Origin of the sequence: Methylobacterium sp. Leaf93, from assembly GCF_001422345.1 — a bacterium.
Taxonomy (GTDB): domain Bacteria; phylum Pseudomonadota; class Alphaproteobacteria; order Rhizobiales; family Beijerinckiaceae; genus Methylobacterium; species Methylobacterium bullatum.
This window is the reverse complement of the sequence record NZ_LMMS01000001.1, coordinates 574,316-593,166: the sequence shown is the minus strand read 5'-3', so window position 1 is coordinate 593,166 and position 18,851 is coordinate 574,316. Positions and strand designations below refer to the sequence as shown.

The 18,851-nt window shown below is 66.5% G+C and carries 14 protein-coding genes; 7 read left to right on the top strand and 7 right to left on the bottom strand.

Annotated features, from left to right (window positions below; genetic code table 11):
- Window positions 1-893: 893 nt before the first annotated feature.
- From ASF26_RS02565 to ASF26_RS02550, 4 genes are all read left to right on the top strand, one after another.
- On the top strand, window positions 894-2,267 hold the full coding sequence (locus ASF26_RS02565; protein ID WP_056249081.1) for an MFS transporter: 1,374 nt from the start codon (window positions 894-896) through the stop codon (window positions 2,265-2,267).
- A gap of 176 nt (window positions 2,268-2,443) precedes the next feature.
- Window positions 2,444-3,391 (top strand): helix-turn-helix domain-containing protein, encoded by a 948-nt coding sequence (locus ASF26_RS02560; RefSeq protein ID WP_056249079.1) that lies wholly within the window; start codon window positions 2,444-2,446, stop codon window positions 3,389-3,391.
- A gap of 679 nt (window positions 3,392-4,070) precedes the next feature.
- The gene (locus tag ASF26_RS02555; RefSeq protein WP_056249075.1) at window positions 4,071-7,601 is read left to right on the top strand and encodes a PAS domain S-box protein; all 3,531 of its coding nucleotides are present in this window, start codon (window positions 4,071-4,073) and stop codon (window positions 7,599-7,601) included.
- 237 nt (window positions 7,602-7,838) lie between these two features.
- Complete coding sequence (locus ASF26_RS02550) at window positions 7,839-9,266, top strand: calcium-binding protein (RefSeq protein ID WP_244475793.1); 1,428 nt, start codon at window positions 7,839-7,841, stop codon at window positions 9,264-9,266.
- A 73-nt stretch (window positions 9,267-9,339) separates the two neighbouring features.
- Here ASF26_RS02550 and ASF26_RS02545 read toward each other — a convergent pair whose 3' ends face one another.
- The 3 genes from ASF26_RS02545 to ASF26_RS23310 form a co-directional block, all read right to left on the bottom strand.
- Window positions 9,340-10,320: a catalase family peroxidase gene (locus ASF26_RS02545; protein WP_056249069.1), complete on the bottom strand. Its 981-nt coding sequence runs from the start codon at window positions 10,318-10,320 to the stop codon at window positions 9,340-9,342.
- A gap of 333 nt (window positions 10,321-10,653) precedes the next feature.
- Window positions 10,654-11,880, bottom strand: coding sequence for an exonuclease SbcCD subunit D (locus ASF26_RS02540; RefSeq protein ID WP_056249066.1), 1,227 nt, complete (start codon window positions 11,878-11,880; stop codon window positions 10,654-10,656).
- A gap of 110 nt (window positions 11,881-11,990) precedes the next feature.
- Complete coding sequence (locus tag ASF26_RS23310; RefSeq protein WP_056249064.1) at window positions 11,991-12,377, bottom strand: hypothetical protein; 387 nt, start codon at window positions 12,375-12,377, stop codon at window positions 11,991-11,993.
- A gap of 298 nt (window positions 12,378-12,675) precedes the next feature.
- Here ASF26_RS23310 and ASF26_RS02530 point away from each other — a divergent pair, with 298 nt between their 5' ends.
- Window positions 12,676-13,641 (top strand): L,D-transpeptidase, encoded by a 966-nt coding sequence (locus ASF26_RS02530; RefSeq protein WP_156462836.1) that lies wholly within the window; start codon window positions 12,676-12,678, stop codon window positions 13,639-13,641.
- Window positions 13,642-14,177: 536 nt separating this feature from the next.
- On the opposite strand, the gene ASF26_RS02525 is transcribed toward ASF26_RS02530, so the two are convergent.
- Window positions 14,178-14,726, bottom strand: a complete 549-nt coding sequence (locus ASF26_RS02525; protein WP_056147068.1) for an SMI1/KNR4 family protein — start codon at window positions 14,724-14,726, stop codon at window positions 14,178-14,180.
- 613 nt (window positions 14,727-15,339) lie between these two features.
- Here ASF26_RS02525 and ASF26_RS02520 point away from each other — a divergent pair.
- Together ASF26_RS02520 and ASF26_RS02515 are read left to right on the top strand one after the other, a co-directional pair.
- A complete protein-coding gene (locus ASF26_RS02520) occupies window positions 15,340-16,455 on the top strand; it encodes a calcium-binding protein (RefSeq protein ID WP_056249061.1) in 1,116 nt (371 codons plus the stop codon).
- Between the two features lie 324 nt (window positions 16,456-16,779).
- On the top strand, window positions 16,780-17,316 hold the full coding sequence (locus ASF26_RS02515) for a DNA starvation/stationary phase protection protein (protein ID WP_056249057.1): 537 nt from the start codon (window positions 16,780-16,782) through the stop codon (window positions 17,314-17,316).
- Window positions 17,317-17,410: 94 nt separating this feature from the next.
- On the opposite strand, the gene ASF26_RS02510 is transcribed toward ASF26_RS02515, so the two are convergent.
- From ASF26_RS02510 to ASF26_RS02500, 3 genes are all read right to left on the bottom strand, one after another.
- Entirely contained in the window at window positions 17,411-17,608 is a 198-nt protein-coding gene (locus ASF26_RS02510) for a hypothetical protein (RefSeq protein WP_018046073.1), read from the bottom strand.
- A 346-nt stretch (window positions 17,609-17,954) separates the two neighbouring features.
- Entirely contained in the window at window positions 17,955-18,317 is a 363-nt protein-coding gene (locus ASF26_RS02505; protein WP_280136340.1) for a DUF6481 family protein, read from the bottom strand.
- 147 nt (window positions 18,318-18,464) lie between these two features.
- Window positions 18,465-18,674, bottom strand: coding sequence for a cold-shock protein (locus ASF26_RS02500; protein ID WP_026176335.1), 210 nt, complete (start codon window positions 18,672-18,674; stop codon window positions 18,465-18,467).
- Window positions 18,675-18,851: the final 177 nt, after the last annotated feature.

Genomic DNA, 18,851 nt, shown 5'->3' with positions numbered 1-18,851 from the left:
GTCGTGGCCTCGTCTCAAGAAATCAGGGGGATGCGGGGAAGAGTGTCATAGCCCAGGATGACGGGCGGACGAGGGCGATGCCGTCGCCGCGCAACGATGTCCACACGCGGCGGGATGGCGGCAGGGCTTCGAACTCGGGGGAATGGGATGTGGCACGACACTGAACAAGCCACGTCGTCATTCCGGGTCCGCATCGCGGAGCCCGGAATCCAGAGCCCCTCTGTGAGCTCGATAGGGCACGCCCGGCGGATCTGGCTTGCACGCCTCTGGCGCGGCCCTACGGGTCCGGGCTCGCTTTCGGCGCGGGTGTCTAAACCGGTGTGAGCGGTCCCGCAGATCGGATGGCATCGACCCGAATGCGGAGCCCTTGGGATGGCGGGCGCCCATAGTCGCTCATCTTGACTGCCCCCCTCTGAGAACGCCGGGAGAAAACGAGCGGTCTCTTCGGAGGAGATGAAGAGACCGAAGAGTGCGGCGTCTGCCTCGTGCTGCCCTTGAAGGCTCTTCGGCGCCTGTCATGTCCCGACCCCTAGCAGGCCCTGGGAAGGGCCGCTTTCAGGCAATTTAACGGGATCGATACTACGACCGAGTTGGGTCGGAACACGTCCGTCTGCGCTACGAATGCGAAAATAATGACGGTCTGCGCGATGGCGGCTCGGACGGCCCTGCTGCAGTATCGTGAACGGGATTTGGTATTTGTTCGCGCACCAAATCGTCACGTTGAGGAAAACCTGTGTACATTCGTCCTAGAATGCGAGTTAGGTCTCACGCTCGCGTAAGGAGATCATACCCCATAGCTGGGTTTTTTCCCGTCAACAGGTAAATGACATCCTCGTTACGGGCTGATCGACGCAATAGTAATCGGTTCTGTGCTTCGCTACACGAACCAGACAATGATGCCGCTTTCTCATCCCGTCCGTGAACGATCTGGTTCCTTATCCCTGGCGCTTCTGCTCGCCGGGATCCAACTGCTTGCCTTCAGCGAGCGGTTCCTCCTCACCGTGGTGGCACAACCGCTCAAACTCGAGCTTTCCTTGACGGATGCGCAGCTCGGCTTTCTCCAGGGCTCGGCCTTCGTCCTGCTGCACGCCCTCGGCATGCCGTTTTGTGGCCGGATCGCCGACCGCGGGCATCGCCGTGCGCTGCTTATCGGAGGCATCGTTCTGTGGAGTGCGGCCGGCATCGCGTTCGCGCTCGCGGGATCCTTCGCGCTCATGGTGGCTGCACGCATGCTGCTGGGGCTCGGGCAGGCGGTGGTCGCGCCCGCCGCGCTCTCGCTGATGGCCTACCGCCTTCCGCCCGGCCATATGGGGCGGGGCCTGTCCTGGCTCACCGCCAGCACGAGCCTGGGGCGAAGCCTCGCCCTGCTCGGAGGGGGAGCGGTCCTGGCGCTGCTGACCGCCGCCGGGGGCCTGGACCTGCCGGGCGCCGGCCACTTGCCGCCGTGGCGGGCCCTGCTCATCCTGTCCTGCCTCCCCAACCTTCTCGCCCTCGTGGCCGCCCTGTGCATCGCCGAGCCCCCGGCCCGAAGGCACGCCGTCACGCCGCGCAACGGTCGCGCGTGGGCCTGGATCTGGCGCCATCGCGCCGTCTACCTCGCGCTCTTCGTGGCCGCGGCCTGCGCGGCCCTCGTACCACAGAGCCTCGGGGCCTGGGCACCGACGTTCTACGTGCGCGTCCACGGGTTGACGCCTGCCGAAAGCGGCGTGCGCCTCGGCCTGATAAGCATGCTGATCGCACCTTTGGGTCACCTCGTGGGTGGATGGCTTCTCGACAGTGCCCGCGCGTCCGGCCGGCGGATCACCGCCGCGCGAATGCTTCTGGCCGGATTGCTCCTGGTGCCCCCCTGCACCGCGGCGATGACGCTGGCCCCGACCCTGCCGCTCTCGCTCGTTGGCTTCGGCGCCCTGGCGGCGACGCTTGGTTTCACATCTCCTGCTTACGTGGCTTGCCTCCAATTCCTGACCCCGGCCTCCATGCGCGGTTTCGTGAGCGGGGTATTCATCGCGGGGGTGGCACTGACGGCGATCGGCGTGGGACCGTTCATGATCGGACTCCTGAACGACCGCGTGTTCGGGCAGGCGGGAGTCGGCTCGACCATGCTGGCGGTCTTCGTCGTGGTGGCCCTGCTCGGTGCCGCGCTCACCCATGCGCTGGTCAGGTCTATCCGCGCGCAGGGGCGACCGGCGGTCGGCGTGGCGGGGCTCGGACGGACTTCAAGCCCATACCGGCCCGCGTCGGAAACGGCGCATTCTCCACGCCTGTAAGGTCCAATATGATTTCAAGCACCAAAGCAGATAGCGCTTCCGAGCTTTTGCGGCCGAAGCTTAGCAGCGACCGATTTTCATTGAGTCAGACCTGTCGGCGCTTTATTTAACGACTTTAAGGGCTCGGATCATGTTCAGATCGGACGGTCGGTCCTCGATCAAGGATTAAGCGTGTTTTGAGCAGTTCGCCGATCGTTCACACGCTTGTTCAAAGCACGGCTGAAGTCGAGTCGAAGCGAGCGTTCGAATTCTGGCGCGACACGGCGCTTTCCATGTCCGGCGTCACCAGCGCCGGGGCGGAGGAACGACGGTCGTTCGCGGCCAGTCGCCTCGTCGCCGTCACGGCCCATAGCACCTTGCTGCACACCGAGGGCCCGCGGGTCGATGTCGAGCGCACGGCGCGCCATGTCCGCCAAGACGGGCGCGACACCATCACAATCGCCCTGGTCCTGCGCGGTACCCAGTACTTTGAACAAGGGGGCCGCGGCGGGCGGATGGCTCCCGGCGACATCAGCGTCACCGACTCCGGACGCCCGTTCCTGATCGGGGCCTACGAGGACTACGAGGAGATCCGGCTTAGCGCGACGCGCGCGGCCTTCAGGGCCCATGTCGGCGAGCCGGAAGCCTACGCCGGGCGCCTGATCGGCGACGGCCCCCTCAATGCGCTGTTCGCGACCTACCTGCGGTCCTACGCGGCCTTGGTGCCGGGCATGACGGAGGCCGAGGCCGGCATCGCGGTCGAGGGCACCTTGCACCTGTTCCGGGGTTTGGTGGGCGCTCGCACGGGCGCCGTCACGGCGAACGCGTTGCTGTCGCTGGCCGCGGTGCACATCGAACGCAGCCTACACGATCCGGGTTTTGGTCCCGACGCCCTGTGCCGAGCGTTGTGCGTCTCCCGCAGCCGTCTCTACGCTGCCTTCGCGGACGGCGAAGGCGTCGCGGCGACTATCCGCGACGCTCGACTGGATCGCGCACGTGGGTACCTGTCCGACCCGGCGCTGGCGAAAGAAAGTATCGCGACCATCATGATCCGTTGCGGTTTCACCGACCCGTCGATGTTCAGCAAGGCATTCCGTCGACGTTTCGGGATGTCGGCGCGCGATCTCAGAACCTCGAACACCTGAGAGCGGACGCTTTACCGGAACTGGGGCGGCCACCAACCGCGTCACCGGCCGAGCCAGAACGCCGCGTCGCCAGGAAGAAGGGGCAACACGTCGCGCGAATGGACGAAGGTTTCTTGAACGACCGCGATGGGCGCAGTGCGGAAGGTCCGCTTCCGGGTATAAGGCCTACTTCCGGTTCCCACCGAGACTGTGTGAAAACGCGGAATGGATAGAAGGATTTCCTTTCGAACACTTCAGTAGCGCCGGAACCGGCATCCTATCATCATCAGAACGGTAGTCTGGCAGTTTGGAATGTCTGCCACGGAGAGAATTGTTCTATATTTTCGGAACGATGAAGCGCTTTCACACAGCCTCCACCCTTCTCGGACGTTCATGGCTGGGTACCAAGCGTCGGATTTCCGCCACTCGGAATCGGAACGGGAGCGGGGGGCGATCTTTCAGGGCGACATTTCAAACAGAGATCCTGACCGGCAGGGGCCAGGACTTTGACATCGCACAGCGGTTCGTGTCATCGGGCCGCGATGTCGATGCCGGGCCGTCCCACCGGCGAGGCGGGCTCCGACGGGGAACGGCGGGTCGACCTTGGCCGTTGGCAGGGACGTCGATCCTGTGCGGGCGAGCGTTCCGATCCCGCGTCGCGCCATCCCGGATCGACCGTCGCGACGGAGAGAGAGTGGCAGTGAGTGTCCTCGTGAACGGGGGCGAGTGTGGCGCGCTGATCGAGGCCATCGATTGGTCCGCGACGCCCCTCGGACCCTTCGAGTCCTGGCCCGCCTCCCTCCGCACGCTGACGGGGATGATGGTCGCTGCGCGCCAGCCCATGTTCGTCACCTGGGGGCCGGGGCGGATCGTCCTCTACAACGACGCCTATGCCCGGCTCCTGGGCGCCAAACATCCGGCCGCCATGGGGCGTCCCATCGCCGAGATCTGGTCCGACATCTGGAGCGACCTCGCCCCCATCGTCGCCGATGCCTATGCGGGACTCTCCATCCAGATGGACGACGTCGCCTTCGTCATGGAGCGCAACGGCTTTGCCGAGGAGACGCATTTCGCCTTCTCCTACACGCCGGTGCGGGAGGAGGACGGCAGCGTCGCCGGCTTCTTCTGCGCCTGCACCGAGACCACCGATCGGATCGGTGCGGAGAGCCGGCTGCGGCAGAGCGAGGCCGAGGTTCGGGGCGTCCTCGACGGGATGGGCGAGGGCTTCCTCCTGCTCGACCGCGATTTCCGGGTCCGCCGCATCAATGCCGAAGGCCTTCGCCTCGACGGGCGCCCCCCCGAGGCGATCCTCGGCCGTCACCTCCTCGAGGTGTGGCCGGATGCCGAGCGGATGCCGACCTGGCCGCTCTACCGCCGCGCCATGGCGGAACGCGCCTCGGCCGAACTCACCTACCGCCACAGCTCGACGCAGCGGGACATCTGGATCGAGGTCAGGGTCTATCCCTCCGGCAGCGGCCTCTCGGTGTTCTACCGGGACGTCAGCGGGCGCCGGGCGGCGGAGGAGGCCCTGCGCGAGCGCGAGGAGCGTCTGCGCCTCGTCATGGAGGGCGCCCGCGACCACGTCGTCCTCACCATGAACCCGCAGGGGATCATCACGAGCTGGTCGGCGGGTGCCGTGGAGGTGTTGGGCTGGACGGCCGCCGACGCGCTGGGCCGTGACGGAGCGATGATCTTCACATCCGAGGACCGGGCCGCCGGCATCGATGCGGCGGAACTCGCCGAGGCGGTGAACCAGGGCCGCGCCGATTCGGAGCGCTGGCATCGGCGCGCGGACGGGATGCCGGTGTTCCTCGCCGGCTCCCTCCACCGCCTGCCGCCGGACCCGCAGGGCCGTTCGCCCGGCTTCCTCCGGATCGCGCGGGACGAGACCCAGCGCAGGGCGCAGGCCGAGGCGCTGACGGAGAGCGAGGCGCGGTTCCGCAACATGGCCGACCATGCCCCGGTGATGATGTGGGTGACGATTCCCGACGGGTCCTGCATCTACCTCAACCGGCGCTGGTACGAGTTCACCGGGCAGACCGAGGCGGAGGCCCTCGGCCTCGGCTGGACCAAGGCGACGCATCCCGACGACGAGGGGCTGGCGGCGGACACGTTCCTCGCCGCCAATGCCGCGCACGAGCCCTTCCGGGTGGAGTACCGCCTGCGCCGGGCCGACGGCACCTATCGCTGGGCCATCGACGCCGCGACTCCGCGCTTCGGCACCGAGGGCGAGTTCCTGGGCTATGTCGGCTCGGTCATCGACATCGACGAGCGCCGGGAGGCGGAGGAGCGCCTGCGCCAGAGCGAGGGGCGCTTCCAGGCCATCGCCGATTCCATCGACCAGATGGTGTGGTCGACCCTGCCGGACGGGCACCACGATTACTTCAACCAGCGTTGGTACGACTATACCGGGGTGCCGGCGGGTTCCACCGACGGCGCGGGCTGGAACGGCATCTTCCACCCCGACGACCGGGACAAGGCCTGGACGGTCTGGCGCCATAGCCTGAAGACGGGCGAGCCCTACCACATCGAATATCGCCTGCGGCACCGCTCCGGGCAGTACCGCTGGGTGCTGGGGCGGGCGCAGCCGGTGCGCGACGCGGACGGGCGGATCGTGCGCTGGTTCGGCACCTGCACCGAGATCCAGGAGATCGTGGAGGCCCGCGAGGTCCTGGCCCGCTCGCGGGCCGAGCTCGAGCGCGAGATCGCCGAGCGCATCAAGGAGCGCGACCGCATCTGGACGCTGATCCCCGACCTCCTGATGTCGGGCACCCTCGACGGCCGCCTCCTCAACGTGAACCCGGCCTGGACCGAGGTGCTCGGCTACGACGAGGCGACCCTGCTGGCGACGCCGTTCTGGGAGATCATCCACCCCGATTTCCTCCCCCACAGCGCGGAGGCGGTGGAGGCGATGCGGCAGGGCCGCACCGTACGGCACCAGAACCGGGTCCGCACCGCGAGCGGGGAGTATCGCTGGTTCGATTGGGTCAGCGCCCCGGTGGGCGAGGTGTTCTATGCGGTGGCCCGCGACATCACCGACGAGAAGGCCCGCGAGGCGGCCCTCGCCCAGACCCAGGACGCCCTGCGCCAGTCCCAGAAGATGGAGGCGGTGGGCCAGCTCACCGGCGGCATCGCCCACGATTTCAACAACCTGCTCACCGGCATCTCGGGCAGCCTCGAACTGCTGCAGACCCGGATGGCGCAGGGGCGGCTGACCGACCTCGACCGCTACATCAACGCGGCGCAGGGCGCCTCGCGCCGGGCGGCGGCCCTCACCCACCGGCTGCTCGCTTTCTCGCGGCGCCAGACCCTGGACCCGAAACCGACGAACGTGAACGCCCTGGTCTCGGGGATGGAGGATCTGATCCGCCGCACGGTCGGGCCGGCGGTGACGATCGAGGTGGTGGGCTCCGCCGGCCTGTGGCCGGCTCTGGTCGATCCGAACCAGCTCGAGAACGCGTTGTTGAACCTCTGCATCAACGCCCGCGACGCCATGCCGGATGGCGGCCGCCTCACCATCGAGACCGCCAACAAGTGGCTCGACGGCCATGCCGCCCGCGAGCGCAACCTCGAACCCGGCCAGTATCTCTCGCTTTGCGTCAGCGACAACGGCACCGGCATGACGCCGGAGGTGATCGCCCGCGCCTTCGATCCGTTCTTCACGACGAAGCCGCTGGGCGAGGGCACCGGCCTCGGCCTGTCGATGATCTACGGCTTCGTGCGGCAATCGGGCGGCGAGGTGCGGATCTATTCCGAACTCGGCGAGGGCACGACCATGTGCCTCTACCTGCCGCGCCATTACGGCGAGGCCTCCGAGGTGGATGAGGCCGGCGCCTTCGCCGCCGCGCCGCGCGCGCAACGGGGCGAGACCGTGCTCATCGTCGACGACGAGCCCACCGTGCGCATGCTCGTGACCGAAGTGCTCGAAGAGCTCGGCTACACCGCCATCGAGGCGGCCGACGGCGCCTCCGGGCTCAAGGTGCTGCAATCGGACGTGCGCATCGACCTCCTCGTCACCGATGTCGGCCTGCCCGGCGGCATGAACGGCCGCCAGATGGCCGACGCCGCGCGGGTGGCCCGGCCCGACCTCAAGATCCTGTTCATCACCGGCTACGCCGAGAACGCCGTGGTCGGCAACGGGCATCTGGAGCCCGGCATGCAGGTGCTGACGAAGCCCTTCGTGATGGAAGCGCTGGCCGGCCGGATCAAGGACATGATCGCCTCCGGGTAGAGCCGAGGACGACAGGGGCTCCCGTTCCGGACCCGCGGGCGCGCCGCGGCTCGCGCGGCCTTCCGCATGCGGGTCCGGTGAACGGGCCGGCCCTTGTCCGGCCCTCGTAAGCGGGATTGCTGTCCAGATTTGTGCTGTATTTGTCTATACCGGTCAAGTCCATAACAATATCTTAAATTTTGATGACTATACCGCTTTCGGACCCCTCGATACCAGTCCGACCGGCGGAGTTTTCTCGTGGCGACATTATACTATACCCTGAACGGTAATTATGATCCGGAGTTTTCCGCGACGGCATATTCTGCGCCTGTCAACTCCGCCATGCGGGTATTGGATTTCGGACCTGGATCATCAATCGAGGGATTTGAAAACTATCAAAACCAGTTTGTATACTTGGTAAGCGGGCCTGATGTTGCGCCTGAATACCAGGGCTTCCAGCTGGCGACCGATCAGGCCGGCCTCTATGTCGATTTCCGCGACTTCGACTACGTCACGCGGGTCACCGGCGGAAATTTCGGGGATTACGTCTTCACGGGCGACGGTAACGACGTCCTGAACGGCGGCGGCGGCGACGACTTCCTGATCGGCGGGGGCGGCAACGATGTGCTGGAGGGCGGTCGCGGCAGCAACAGCTTCGACGGCGGCACGGGCACGAACACCCTGAGCTACGAGCATTTCGATGCGCCAAGCCTCGGCGGCACGTTAGGGGTAATCATCAACATGGAGAGCGGCTCGGCCAGCGACGGCGAAAGTTCCTTAGTCCAGGATACATTTTCCAATATCGCCAACGTTCGTGGCTCGCAGTATGGCGACATCATTTCTGGTGATGCGCAGAACAACGTCATCGAAGGCGGTGTGGATGTCGACAGTCTGACCGGTGGCGATGGCATCGATACGCTGAGCTTCGAGCATTCGAGTGATGGCGTGATTGTCGATCTTCAAGAAGGTTTCGGCTCCGGCGGCGACGCGGAGGGAGAGACCTACGGATCGTTCGAAAACATCCTCGGCAGCACGACCGACGACGCCCTTTACGGAGACGGCGGCGCCAACACGCTGAACGGCAATGGCGGCAACGACGAATTGTACGGGCGGGATGGCAACGATCGCCTCGTTATCGGTAACTCGCCCGTGAAGGTGGATGGTGGCGAGGGGACGGACCTGCTCTTCATCCTCAGGGACAGCACCGTCGCGCTCACCGACACCTCGTTCACCGGCTTGGCCAGCATCGAGAAAATCTATGTCCGCGACGGGGCGTCCCTCACCATGACGGGGGTCGATATCGGCGCGAAGCTCTATTCGCAGAGCGTCGCCGATGGCGGCTCCACGATCACCGGCACGGACGGCGCCGACCGCATCGCAGCCGGAAAGGGCAACGATGTCATCGCCGGCGGCCGGGGCGGCGATTCTCTCTTCGGCGGCGCGGGTGCCGACACCTTCGTCTTCGCCGCGGGCGATGGCCGCGACGTCATCCGCAAGTTCGATGCGATCAACGACACAATCGACCTCAGCGCGCTCGGCGGGGACACGGATGGCCTGGACGTCCGGTCGTTCCACGGCGGCGACAGCACGCTCATCACCCTGGCCCACGAATTCGGACCGACCGACAAGATCATCCTGCTCGACGTGGCGTTCGGCTCCCTGACGGAGGGCAGCTTCATCCTCTGACGCCCGCGCCGTGACCCGTCCTGCCCGGTCGCGTGAACCCATCGCGACCGGGCAGGCGGGTGGAGCGTCCCTCCTATTGCGCGCGGCGCGACAGCGACACGGCGTAGGCCGGCGAGCGGATCGCGAACATCGGGTCGTCGGCCGGGCCGGCGATACCGGCGGGGAGGTCCACCACCGGATCGAAGGTGGCGGCGTCGCAGGTGGCGGCAGGCTCGAGAGCCGTGATGGCGAGGGTGCCGAGCTTCGTGCTCTTGCGGCTGTCCTCGGGCCACAGCGCCGTGGGGTCGGCGGTGGGGTCGCCGGCCTCGCCGTGGATCGCCACCAGGGAGAAGGTGGCCGGCCCCTTGGCGAGACGCTCCTTCAGCTCGTCGGCATAGAAGCTGTCGGGCTTGGCCTTCAGCTCCTCGTCGGTGAGGCCGAGCTGGCCCGCATCCGCCACGGTCTTCAGCTTGACCACCTTGGCCTCGTTCTTGGCGTTGGTGAGCGTATAGGCGTGGACCCCCCAGTAATCGACGCCGGCAAAGCTCGCCGGGACCGGGCGCGCATTGAGCCAGGCCGCCTGTTTCGTGGTCTCCGGGTTGGCGGCGGCGAAGGCCTTGACCTTCTCGGCATCGGGTTTGCCGTCCGGCCCCGGCGCGCGGACGGTGGCGAAGTCGAGGAGCTGCTGGGGCGTGCGCGTCGAGAAGACCGGCGCCGAGATGATGACGAGGACGAGGTCGCCGGAAGGATCGCGCAGGCGCATGGCGAAGCCCCGCGTCACCGGCTTGGCCTTGTCCGAGATGGCGGGGTTGCTGCCACCCATGGAGAACCGCGCGGTCACCGGCACGGATTTCGCGAAATGCGGCGCCTTCGACAGGTCCGCCGCCTCGGGGGAGGGGGTGAACTGCCCGGTGACGCAGACGCCCTTGGCGCCGCTCGCCCGCACGCCGGGCTTGTTGCCTCCCGCCGTCACGAGAGCGCCGACGATGGCGGCGGCATCCGCCTCCTCGGCCTGCACCGGAGCGGCCAAAGCGAGCGCCATGGCGCAGCCGGTGGCGACGATCGAGACTTTCATGGCGCTGTTTCCCCCTGTGGCGCCCGGCTCGCATCGGTGGGGCCCGGCGAATCTCGATGGCGCACAATCGAATTGTAATACCTACAGGGTAACGGCGGCGTGACAAGAGACCGATGCGGCGGCACCGAACCTCCAAAAGCCTGTTTGAGTTATTTTTCCAGAGCTTTACCTCATCCTGAGGCGCCGCGGAGCGGCCTCGAAGGAGGGCCCCGGAATTCTCCGCGCGTACTGGAGGCCTCCTTCGAGGCCTTCGCTCCGCTCCGGCATCTCAGGATGAGGGGGCTGATTGGAGAACCGAGTCCGCCGACCGATCCGATCGAACACGCTCCGCATTCAGCCTTCGGCCTCGGCCCGGACCCGGTGGAACACCTCCAGATGCGCCGGCTCCGGCGGCGCGCCGCGCACGCGGGCGAAGGCGAGGCGGAAAAGGTCCTCCGGGTCCCGCTCGGACAGGCGCACGAGGGGCGCCGCCTCGACGGCCTCCGCCACTGGATCGGCCGCCGCCGTCACGCGGGTGTCGACGATGCGCACGGGAAAGCCGTCCGCGATCCGGTCCACCTCGGCCCGGTGGCCCGGCCCCAGCCCCTCGCGGGCGAGGCGGACCTGGATGTAGGGCCGCTCCTCCATCGGCAGGGCCGGGTCGAGGTCGAGGGCCTTGAGATGGTCGCCGAGGTCGGAGAGCCGCATGTCGCCGCGCGGCGGCAGGCGCAGGAACGGAACCGGGCGCGGGATCGGGATGTGTTCCACCCGCGCCGGGCCGTCGCCGAGGGTCACGAGGCTGACGCCATGGATGTAGGGCTGCTCGGTGGCCGAGAGCGGGATCAGCGAGCCGGAATAGCGCACCATCCCGCCGCCGATGGTCTGGGCCTTGTGGAGATGGCCCAGGGCCACGTAATCGGCCTCCATCGGGAACACGTCCGGCGGCACGGCATGCTCGCCGCCGACCAGGATGCGGCGCTCGGCCCCCTCCGATTCGGTTCCCCCGGCGACATGCAGGTGCCCGGTCAGGAGAAGCGGCAGGCCGGAGAGATGCGGCGCCGCCGCCTCCATCACCTGGGAATAAAGGGCACGCACGGCCCGGACGATGGGCGATCCCTCCTCCCGGCGTAGGGGCGGCAGGCAGGCGGCGGTGGGATAGGACACCGCCAGGATCTGCGCCGCCACCTCGCCGTTCCTCAGGACCGGCACCAGATGACGCTCGATGGACAGGGCGCCGTCGCGGCGGCGGACATTGCCGATGACCCGGACCCCGATGGCCTCGAGGATCGGGCTCGGCGCCTCGAGGCGCCCGGCCGCGTCGTGGTTGCCGGCGGTGAGCACGATGGTCATGGAGGGGCGCGCCCGGTGCATGCGCACCAGCACGTCGTACAGCAGCGCCTGCGCCTCGCCGGACGGATTCTGGCTATCGTAGACGTCGCCCGCCACCACGAGGGCGTCGACCTCGTGGCCGACGACGATGGCTTCGAGATGTGCCAGCGCCCGCGCATGCTCGTGGGCGCGGGAATAGCCGCGCAGAGACTGCCCGATATGCCAGTCGCCCGTATGCAGCACGCGGATCACGTCATCGCTCCCACCTCGCCCGGACATCGCCTGTGTGGGCCGGGGCCTTGTAGCGCGCCGCCACCGCCGGTCCTACCCGGCGGCCCGCCTCCGCTTTTTTGCAGAGATGCTTAACGGCAGACGGTCACGGTCTTGACCACCCAGCCTTCGCCTGCCTGCCACAGCTTGCGGCGGCTGCGCCCGCACCGGAGCTCGTCCGGCTCGGCCGAGGTCCAGGTGACGGCGGGCGCCTCGGTCGACCGGGTCTCGTCGGCGGTGGCCTCCTTGGCGGGGGATCCGGCGGCGGGCGCCGTCTTGGCCTTGATTGTGTTGGCCTTGACCATCCGCGACCGCTTGGCGGCCTTCGCCCGGGAGGAGCCGACGGCCTTCGCCTTGGCCGTCGACCCCGAGAGGACCGGCTTCGGGCCGGCCAGGGCCGGGCCAGGCCCGGCGATGAGAAGCCCGAGGGCGAGCGTCAGGGCTGACGCGCCAAGGCGTGCGAACGAAGAGATCGGCACAGGATTCGTCCGTCTTCCAAGGATTCGATGGTGTTGAAATGCAAAGACGTATGTCGACGTGAACAGAGGTTTTTGCAATCGCAAGACTCGATGAAATCACCACATCTCCCGCTCATTCTCGCGCCATGATGAAAGGTCCGTCGCTAGGCCGACCTCGTGCCTGCCCGGCGACCCCACCCGGCCGCAATGCTGATGAGCGACGGGCCGGCGTGACGCCGGCCCCGGGTCTTGCTAAGTCACCGCACGATCTTGGCTTTCATCCTCGCGCCCTGGCGAGGGGCCCATCCTCGAGTACCCCATGTCCGAACGCTTCGAGCCTGAACACACCGAGTCCGAACGCTTCATCTCCGAACTGCCCGTTCTCCCCGTCAGCCGGCGGACCCTACTGAGCGGCGCGGGCGCGGCCCTGGCCCTGATCGGTTCTCCGCTCGCCGCCCTCGCCCAGGTCCGCGGCCGGCTCTCCCTCGAATCAGAGGACGGTTACGGCCCCTATGACGACGACCGTCTCTACCGGGACGAGGCCGGGCGGCTCTACCGCCGGCGGGGCGGGCGCTACGAGCCCTATGGCGAGCGCACGGCCGCCCCACGCTTCGAGGACGATCCTGATGCGGACCCCTATGCCGATCCCAATGCCCGCCGCCGGGCGCAGCAGCCGCCGGCGAACCAGGGCAACGCCGTGGCACGTCCGGTGGATGACGGGCCGATCGACTACGCCAAGGCCTATGCGGCGATCACCGACGAGCCGTTCCCGGTCCATGCCTTCAACTGGCGCAAGGCGAACCCGGTGTTCCTGCGCCAGGAGATCGCCTATACCGGCCGCGAGCCCCCCGGCACCATCGTGGTCGACCCGCGCGCGCACCACCTCACCCTGGTCCAGGCCAACGGGCGGGCGCGGCGCTACGGCGTCGGCGTCGGCAAGCAGGGCTTTTCCTGGTCGGGCGTCTCGACGGTGAATTCCAAGCAGATGTGGCCGGATTGGTATCCGCCCAAGGAGATGATCGCCCGCACGCCCAAGCTCGCCCGCTCGGTGACCCAGCTCCAGAGCGGCCTCGGCGTTCCCGGCGGCTCCCGCAATCCGCTTGGCGCGCGGGCGCATTACCTGTGGCAGGACAACAAGGACACGCTCTACCGCATCCACGGCACCCTGGAGCCCGAATCCATCGGGCTCAGCGTCTCGTCCGGCTGCATCCGCATGATCAACCAGGACGTGATCGACCTCTACGGCCGCGTCGAGATCGGCACCCGCGTCGTCGTTCTGACCTGAGGCTGCCTGTCCCCGGCGGGCACGGCCCGCCGGGTTCTCTTTTCGCGATGGCGTGAGTCCGGGCAGATGGTGCGAGCCCCCCCCCGGGAGGCTCCCTCGGGGCCGCCACGCGGCACCTCGGGATGACGCAAGCCTCGGACAAAGAAGTCGAATGGCTCACGGCGATTCCGCACGCGGGCCGCCCGCTCGAACCGCTTCCGGGCGAATGGCCCGCCCGGTGATGCCACGGCGACGCCGGAATTCGTGGTGGAACTCCGACGCTCGGTACCCGCCGAACGTCCAAGTCGGGTGGATTTTTGCCCGGCTACTTCCGGCAGGAACGGCGTTGAGGCGGACGTTGCTGACCTGTTCGCTCACAAACAGTTGCGGATACTCGTCCTCGCGTCGGCTGGCAGCGCGCCGCCCAGGCTAAACGAGCAAGCCCACTCATCGCCTAGAGCGCTCTCCGCCGAAGTGGATGCCGGTTCGGCGAAAAAAGAGCGCGGCACAACAAAGGCCGAGAGATGTGCCCCGACCCAACGTGGTCGGGCGCAGCTCTAGCGCAATCCCACGAAGGATGAGGGCAAGGGCTCGTAGCCGGTCCCGAGCAGCCGCTTAACCTTATCCGTCTGCATGTCGCCGATCATCGCCAACAGGTCGTCGCCTCCGTATCGCACTGACAGGAAGGCGCGATCCAGCGTGTAGAAGGCAAAGCGATCGTCCGTGCGTAGCCAGCAGAAGGACTCGCCGTTCTCGCTCGTGGCGAAGAAAACCAACTCATTGTAGCGGGCGGCGACGCCTACGCTCTCCTCATCGTAGGGCTCCAGGCAATCCAGGTCGCCGAGCCGGCCGCCGTCAGCGATCCAGTGGGCGACGAAGTCGTCGAGCACGTCGGTCAGGCCGCGGCCCCGATCTTCGAACGTGCCAGAGGGGCAGCTGAACGGCATGAAGATCAGCAACAGGTCATTGGTCCGGCCGGTGCCGTAGGTCTCGGCGAAGGTGCGATAAGACGGCGGCAAGTCGCCGATGGCCGTCTCCAGGGCCGCAAGTTCGTCCTGCGTAGCCGCTCGGGTGATCTGGATCGAAGCGAACAGTCGCTGGGTCACGTCGCGGGGCTCGCCATTGGAGGAGGACGTTAAATCCGTGGAAGCGGCGTGGCCAGCCCTGACACGAACGTCGGCTTACTACACCGAGCTGAAGTTGCCGCAAGGCCGACGAATGGCGGCTTTTGGGAAGCGCTGGCAGCGATCTTGGCGGCCGGCATGGATCGCGAGCGCACCCAACGCCCGGGTTCCATCCGTCAGATTTCGACCGATAGAGACATGCCGGATCATCCGGTCTCGTCCGTAATAGTTCTCTCAAAACAGTCTTCCGCATCATCGACAGGGTATTTATCAGTACAATTGCTGATATGTAGAAAGTCTGCTCTCTAATTCCCCTCGACGATCAGTCGCTATTTCACCTCGTGTTGAGTGCGGCGCTGTTCCAAAGTTTGATTGTCTGGGGGATGTCATGCCTGTCGTTCATTATAGTCGCGGATCCGTATTCGATCCGGATCATTACAGCTTTGTATACATTTATGAGCCAACATACGACTCGAACCAGTCGCCTTACACGTATATCGCGAATTGGACGTCCGTAAAAAACGATGCTTTCACCGGAAGTTTTACGAACGACTATACCGGTGCGAGGTATGACCACAGATTCTATTTTTGGGAATTGAGCTATCTCATCGACTTTTCCGACAACAAAGGCTCTGTTTTCCTGCAGGGGCACGTGTTCGACGACATCCTTCGCGGCGGGTCCGGTGCGGACACGCTTCTCGGCCTGGACGGCAATGACGTTCTCGAAGGAGGCAGGGGCCAGAATCGCCTGGACGGTGGGGGCGGCAACGACACCCTGCGCAGCACCGGCGAGGCGGATACGCTCCTGGGCGGGAACGGCAACGATCGTCTCGTCCTTCACCGCGCCGGAGCGGCCGTCGATGGCGGCGCGGGCAAGGACAAGCTGTTCCTGCAGGGAGCGGACGCGTTCAGCTTCACCGACGACACGCTCAAGAGCATCGAGGCCGTCCATGTGGGGGCGGGGTCGTCCCTGGATCTGTCGGAGGTCACAGAGGGCGTAGCCATCGTCCTGTCGACGACGGGAAGCGCACCCCGCACCCTCTACGCGACCCAGGGCGCCGACCACGTCACCGGCGGCAGCGGCCTGTCGACCATCAGGGGGCAGGGCGGCGACGACCTCATCGAACTGGCCGGCGGAATGGCGTCCGTCTTCGGCGATGGCGGCGACGACACGATACGCCTCGGTTCCGGCGGACGCTATGCGAGCGGGGGGATCGGCAACGATCACATCACCGGTGGTGCCCAAAGCAACTTTCTTCAGGGAGACGCGGGCGACGACTGGCTCAGTCTGGGGACGGGGTACGGTAGCATTTCCGGGGGAGAAGGCGACGACGTCATCATCGGCAGCAGCCGCTACCCGAGCGATCTCAGCGGTGACGCCGGCAACGACCGCATCGTCGCGCGGTCCGGCGATGCCGAAATCCGTGGCGGCAACGGCTCGGACACGCTCTTCGGCGGAGGGGGGCGAGACACCTTCACCTTCGCCGGCGACTTTGGGCGGGACGAGATCTTCCGATTCGCTATCGCCCACGATTTTCTCGACGTATCGGCGCTCGCGTCGACAATCGGGGACCTGACTTTGACCTCGGTCCACAGAGGCGCGGACACGCAGATCACCGTCGTCGGCGACCCCGACCCGACGCACAAGATCATCCTGCACGACGTGACGAAGGCGGAATTGATCGAGTCCGGGCATTTTCTGTTCGCCTGAACCCTCGGCTGGCCGGGCAAGGTTGCGCATGCCCGGTCCACAAACAGCGTCACCGATCCGGCGATCGCACTCACAACATTGAGAGATTCGCCCAACCGCTGGTCGTGGCGGGCGCATGTCGCGGCCTGCCCCGATCCGAATCGTCGATGCCACGCAAAGGGTTGCCGGACCCATTCCCCGAAGGCATGTCTCGAGGCTAATCGACGGGTCTCGCTCCGCTCATGGCTGGGATGCGGAACTTCCCCCCTGTCTCTGGCTTTTTCCCGTCATGGGGCGTGCGCTGGACGCCGCCCGCTATCGGAATTCAAACGGAGTTATGACGTTATGGCAAAGAGCTTGAGCGGGCGCACGCGTGTCGACGGGGATCGCCTGAACACCCCGACCGATCTCGCCCCCGAGGCAACCAAGAAGATCGCCGAGGGCCTGACCGTCCTGCTGTCGGACCTCTTCGCGCTGTACGTGAAGACGAAGAATTTCCATTGGCATGTGAGTGGCCCGAATTTTCGCGACTACCACCTGATGCTCGACGAGCAGTCGCAGCAGATCTTCGGCATTATCGACGATGTCGGCGAGCGCGCCCGCAAGATCGGCAGCACCACCCTGCGGTCGCTGGGGCAGGCCTCCCGGCTGTCTCGGGTCGAGGACAATGACGCGGAGTATGTCAGCCCCCTCGAAATGCTGGCCGAGCTGCGCGACGACAACAAGACGCTCACCGCCAACATGCGCGAGCTGCACGAGGTGACGGACGAGGCTAAGGACGTCTCCACCACTAGCCTGCTGGAGGAGTGGATCAACCAGTCCGAGGAGCGGACATGGTTCCTCTACGAGGCGACCCGCAACGCCACAGAGGGCGGTCACTGACCTCGACCGGCCGAATGAACTCATGAAAAAGGCCCCGCATCCTCCGATGCGGGGCCTTTTTTGTCTCTGCCTCCGGCCTGCCGGAGGCCAAGCCTCACGAGGCGAGGGTGATCTCGCCTTCCCGGACGGCGCGCTCGCCGCCGCCGGACTTGATCCGGTAGAACGGCTCGCCGGTCTGGTCCTCGGGAACGAGGCGGACGATCTCGAACACGTCGGCGGGATCGGCCTTGACGTCGGCATAGCCGATGCGGGCGCGGCGCACACGCTGCCCGAGCTTGAACTTATGGGCCATGGGAGTGCCTTTCTGAAGTCGACGCGAAAGGGGTTCCGCGTCCCCGGACGGGTGTTCGTGGTCGCGCGTCGCCATGCCGAAAGCCTCTGGCCTTGCGGAAAAGGACGAGATGGGCGGCAACTCCGTCCGGCGATGCCACCCTGCGCCCGAACCCTCACGCAGGACCGAGCCAACCCATTCGACGTGACAGGTCCGATCGCTGACGATCGGTCCTGACGTCGAACCCAAGTGATGCCCGTCCCGAACCTATGGGTCGGGACGGCTCTTCGGGATTTCGTTTCGCAGCGCCGGTCTTCGGGAAGCGGGATCCGCCCCTCACTCAAGACCGATGCGGCACCGGTGCGCCCTATTTGCGGGCCTTGGCCTTGCGGGCGGCATAGCGCGCGTCGCGCTGCTGCTTCTGCTCGATGCGCGCGGCGGCGGCGAGAGCGATCTTCTCCTCGGCGAGGCGGGCCGCTTCGATGGCCTGACGCTCACGCTCGGCCTCTGCTTCGGCGACGGCCTGCGCGGCGGCGGCGGCGCGCTCGGCCTCGCGGGCGGCGACGCGGATCTCGCGCTCGCGGGCGATGGCCTCACGCTCGGCCTTGCGGGCCACCACCGTCGGATCGTCGGCGGCCGGGCGGTCGCGGAAACGCGCCAGCGCGGCCTGACGGGCTTCCTGCGAAGCCTTGAGGCGGTCGGTCATGGAGTTTTCGTTGAATTGGCTCACACAGAATCCTGGTTTGGAATGCGGCGGGGCAAGGCCGCATAAGAAGACGTCATCGAAAACGCAGGAAGCCGCTCCCCCAATGGAGAGCGGCTCCGTCACCAGTGTCGGATTCTCAGGGAACCCGGCATGGCTCATGCGGCACGTGGCTCAGGCGGCCTGGAGGCTGCCGGCGGACTGCTTGCCGCTACGCTTGTCGGTTTCCATTTCGTAGGAGACCTTTTGGCCTTCGGCGAGACCGCGCATACCGGCGCGCTCGACGGCGGAGATGTGCACGAACACATCGTTGCCGCCGTTATCCGGCTGGATGAAGCCGAAGCCCTTTTGCTCGTTGAACCACTTAACAGTACCGACAGCCATCATAATCCTTCGCCCTTGCGGGCATCATAGTTCGGAGGTCCGGACGAAGATGTCAGGCCTTCTCCGTTGTCTCGATTCGCACCCGACTTTCGTTCAGCAAAAGCCGTTTGGCTTCAGCAAATGAAAATCTGATCACGCTTCGATCACCCTCATGTACTCCCAATGGCGGGATTTAGC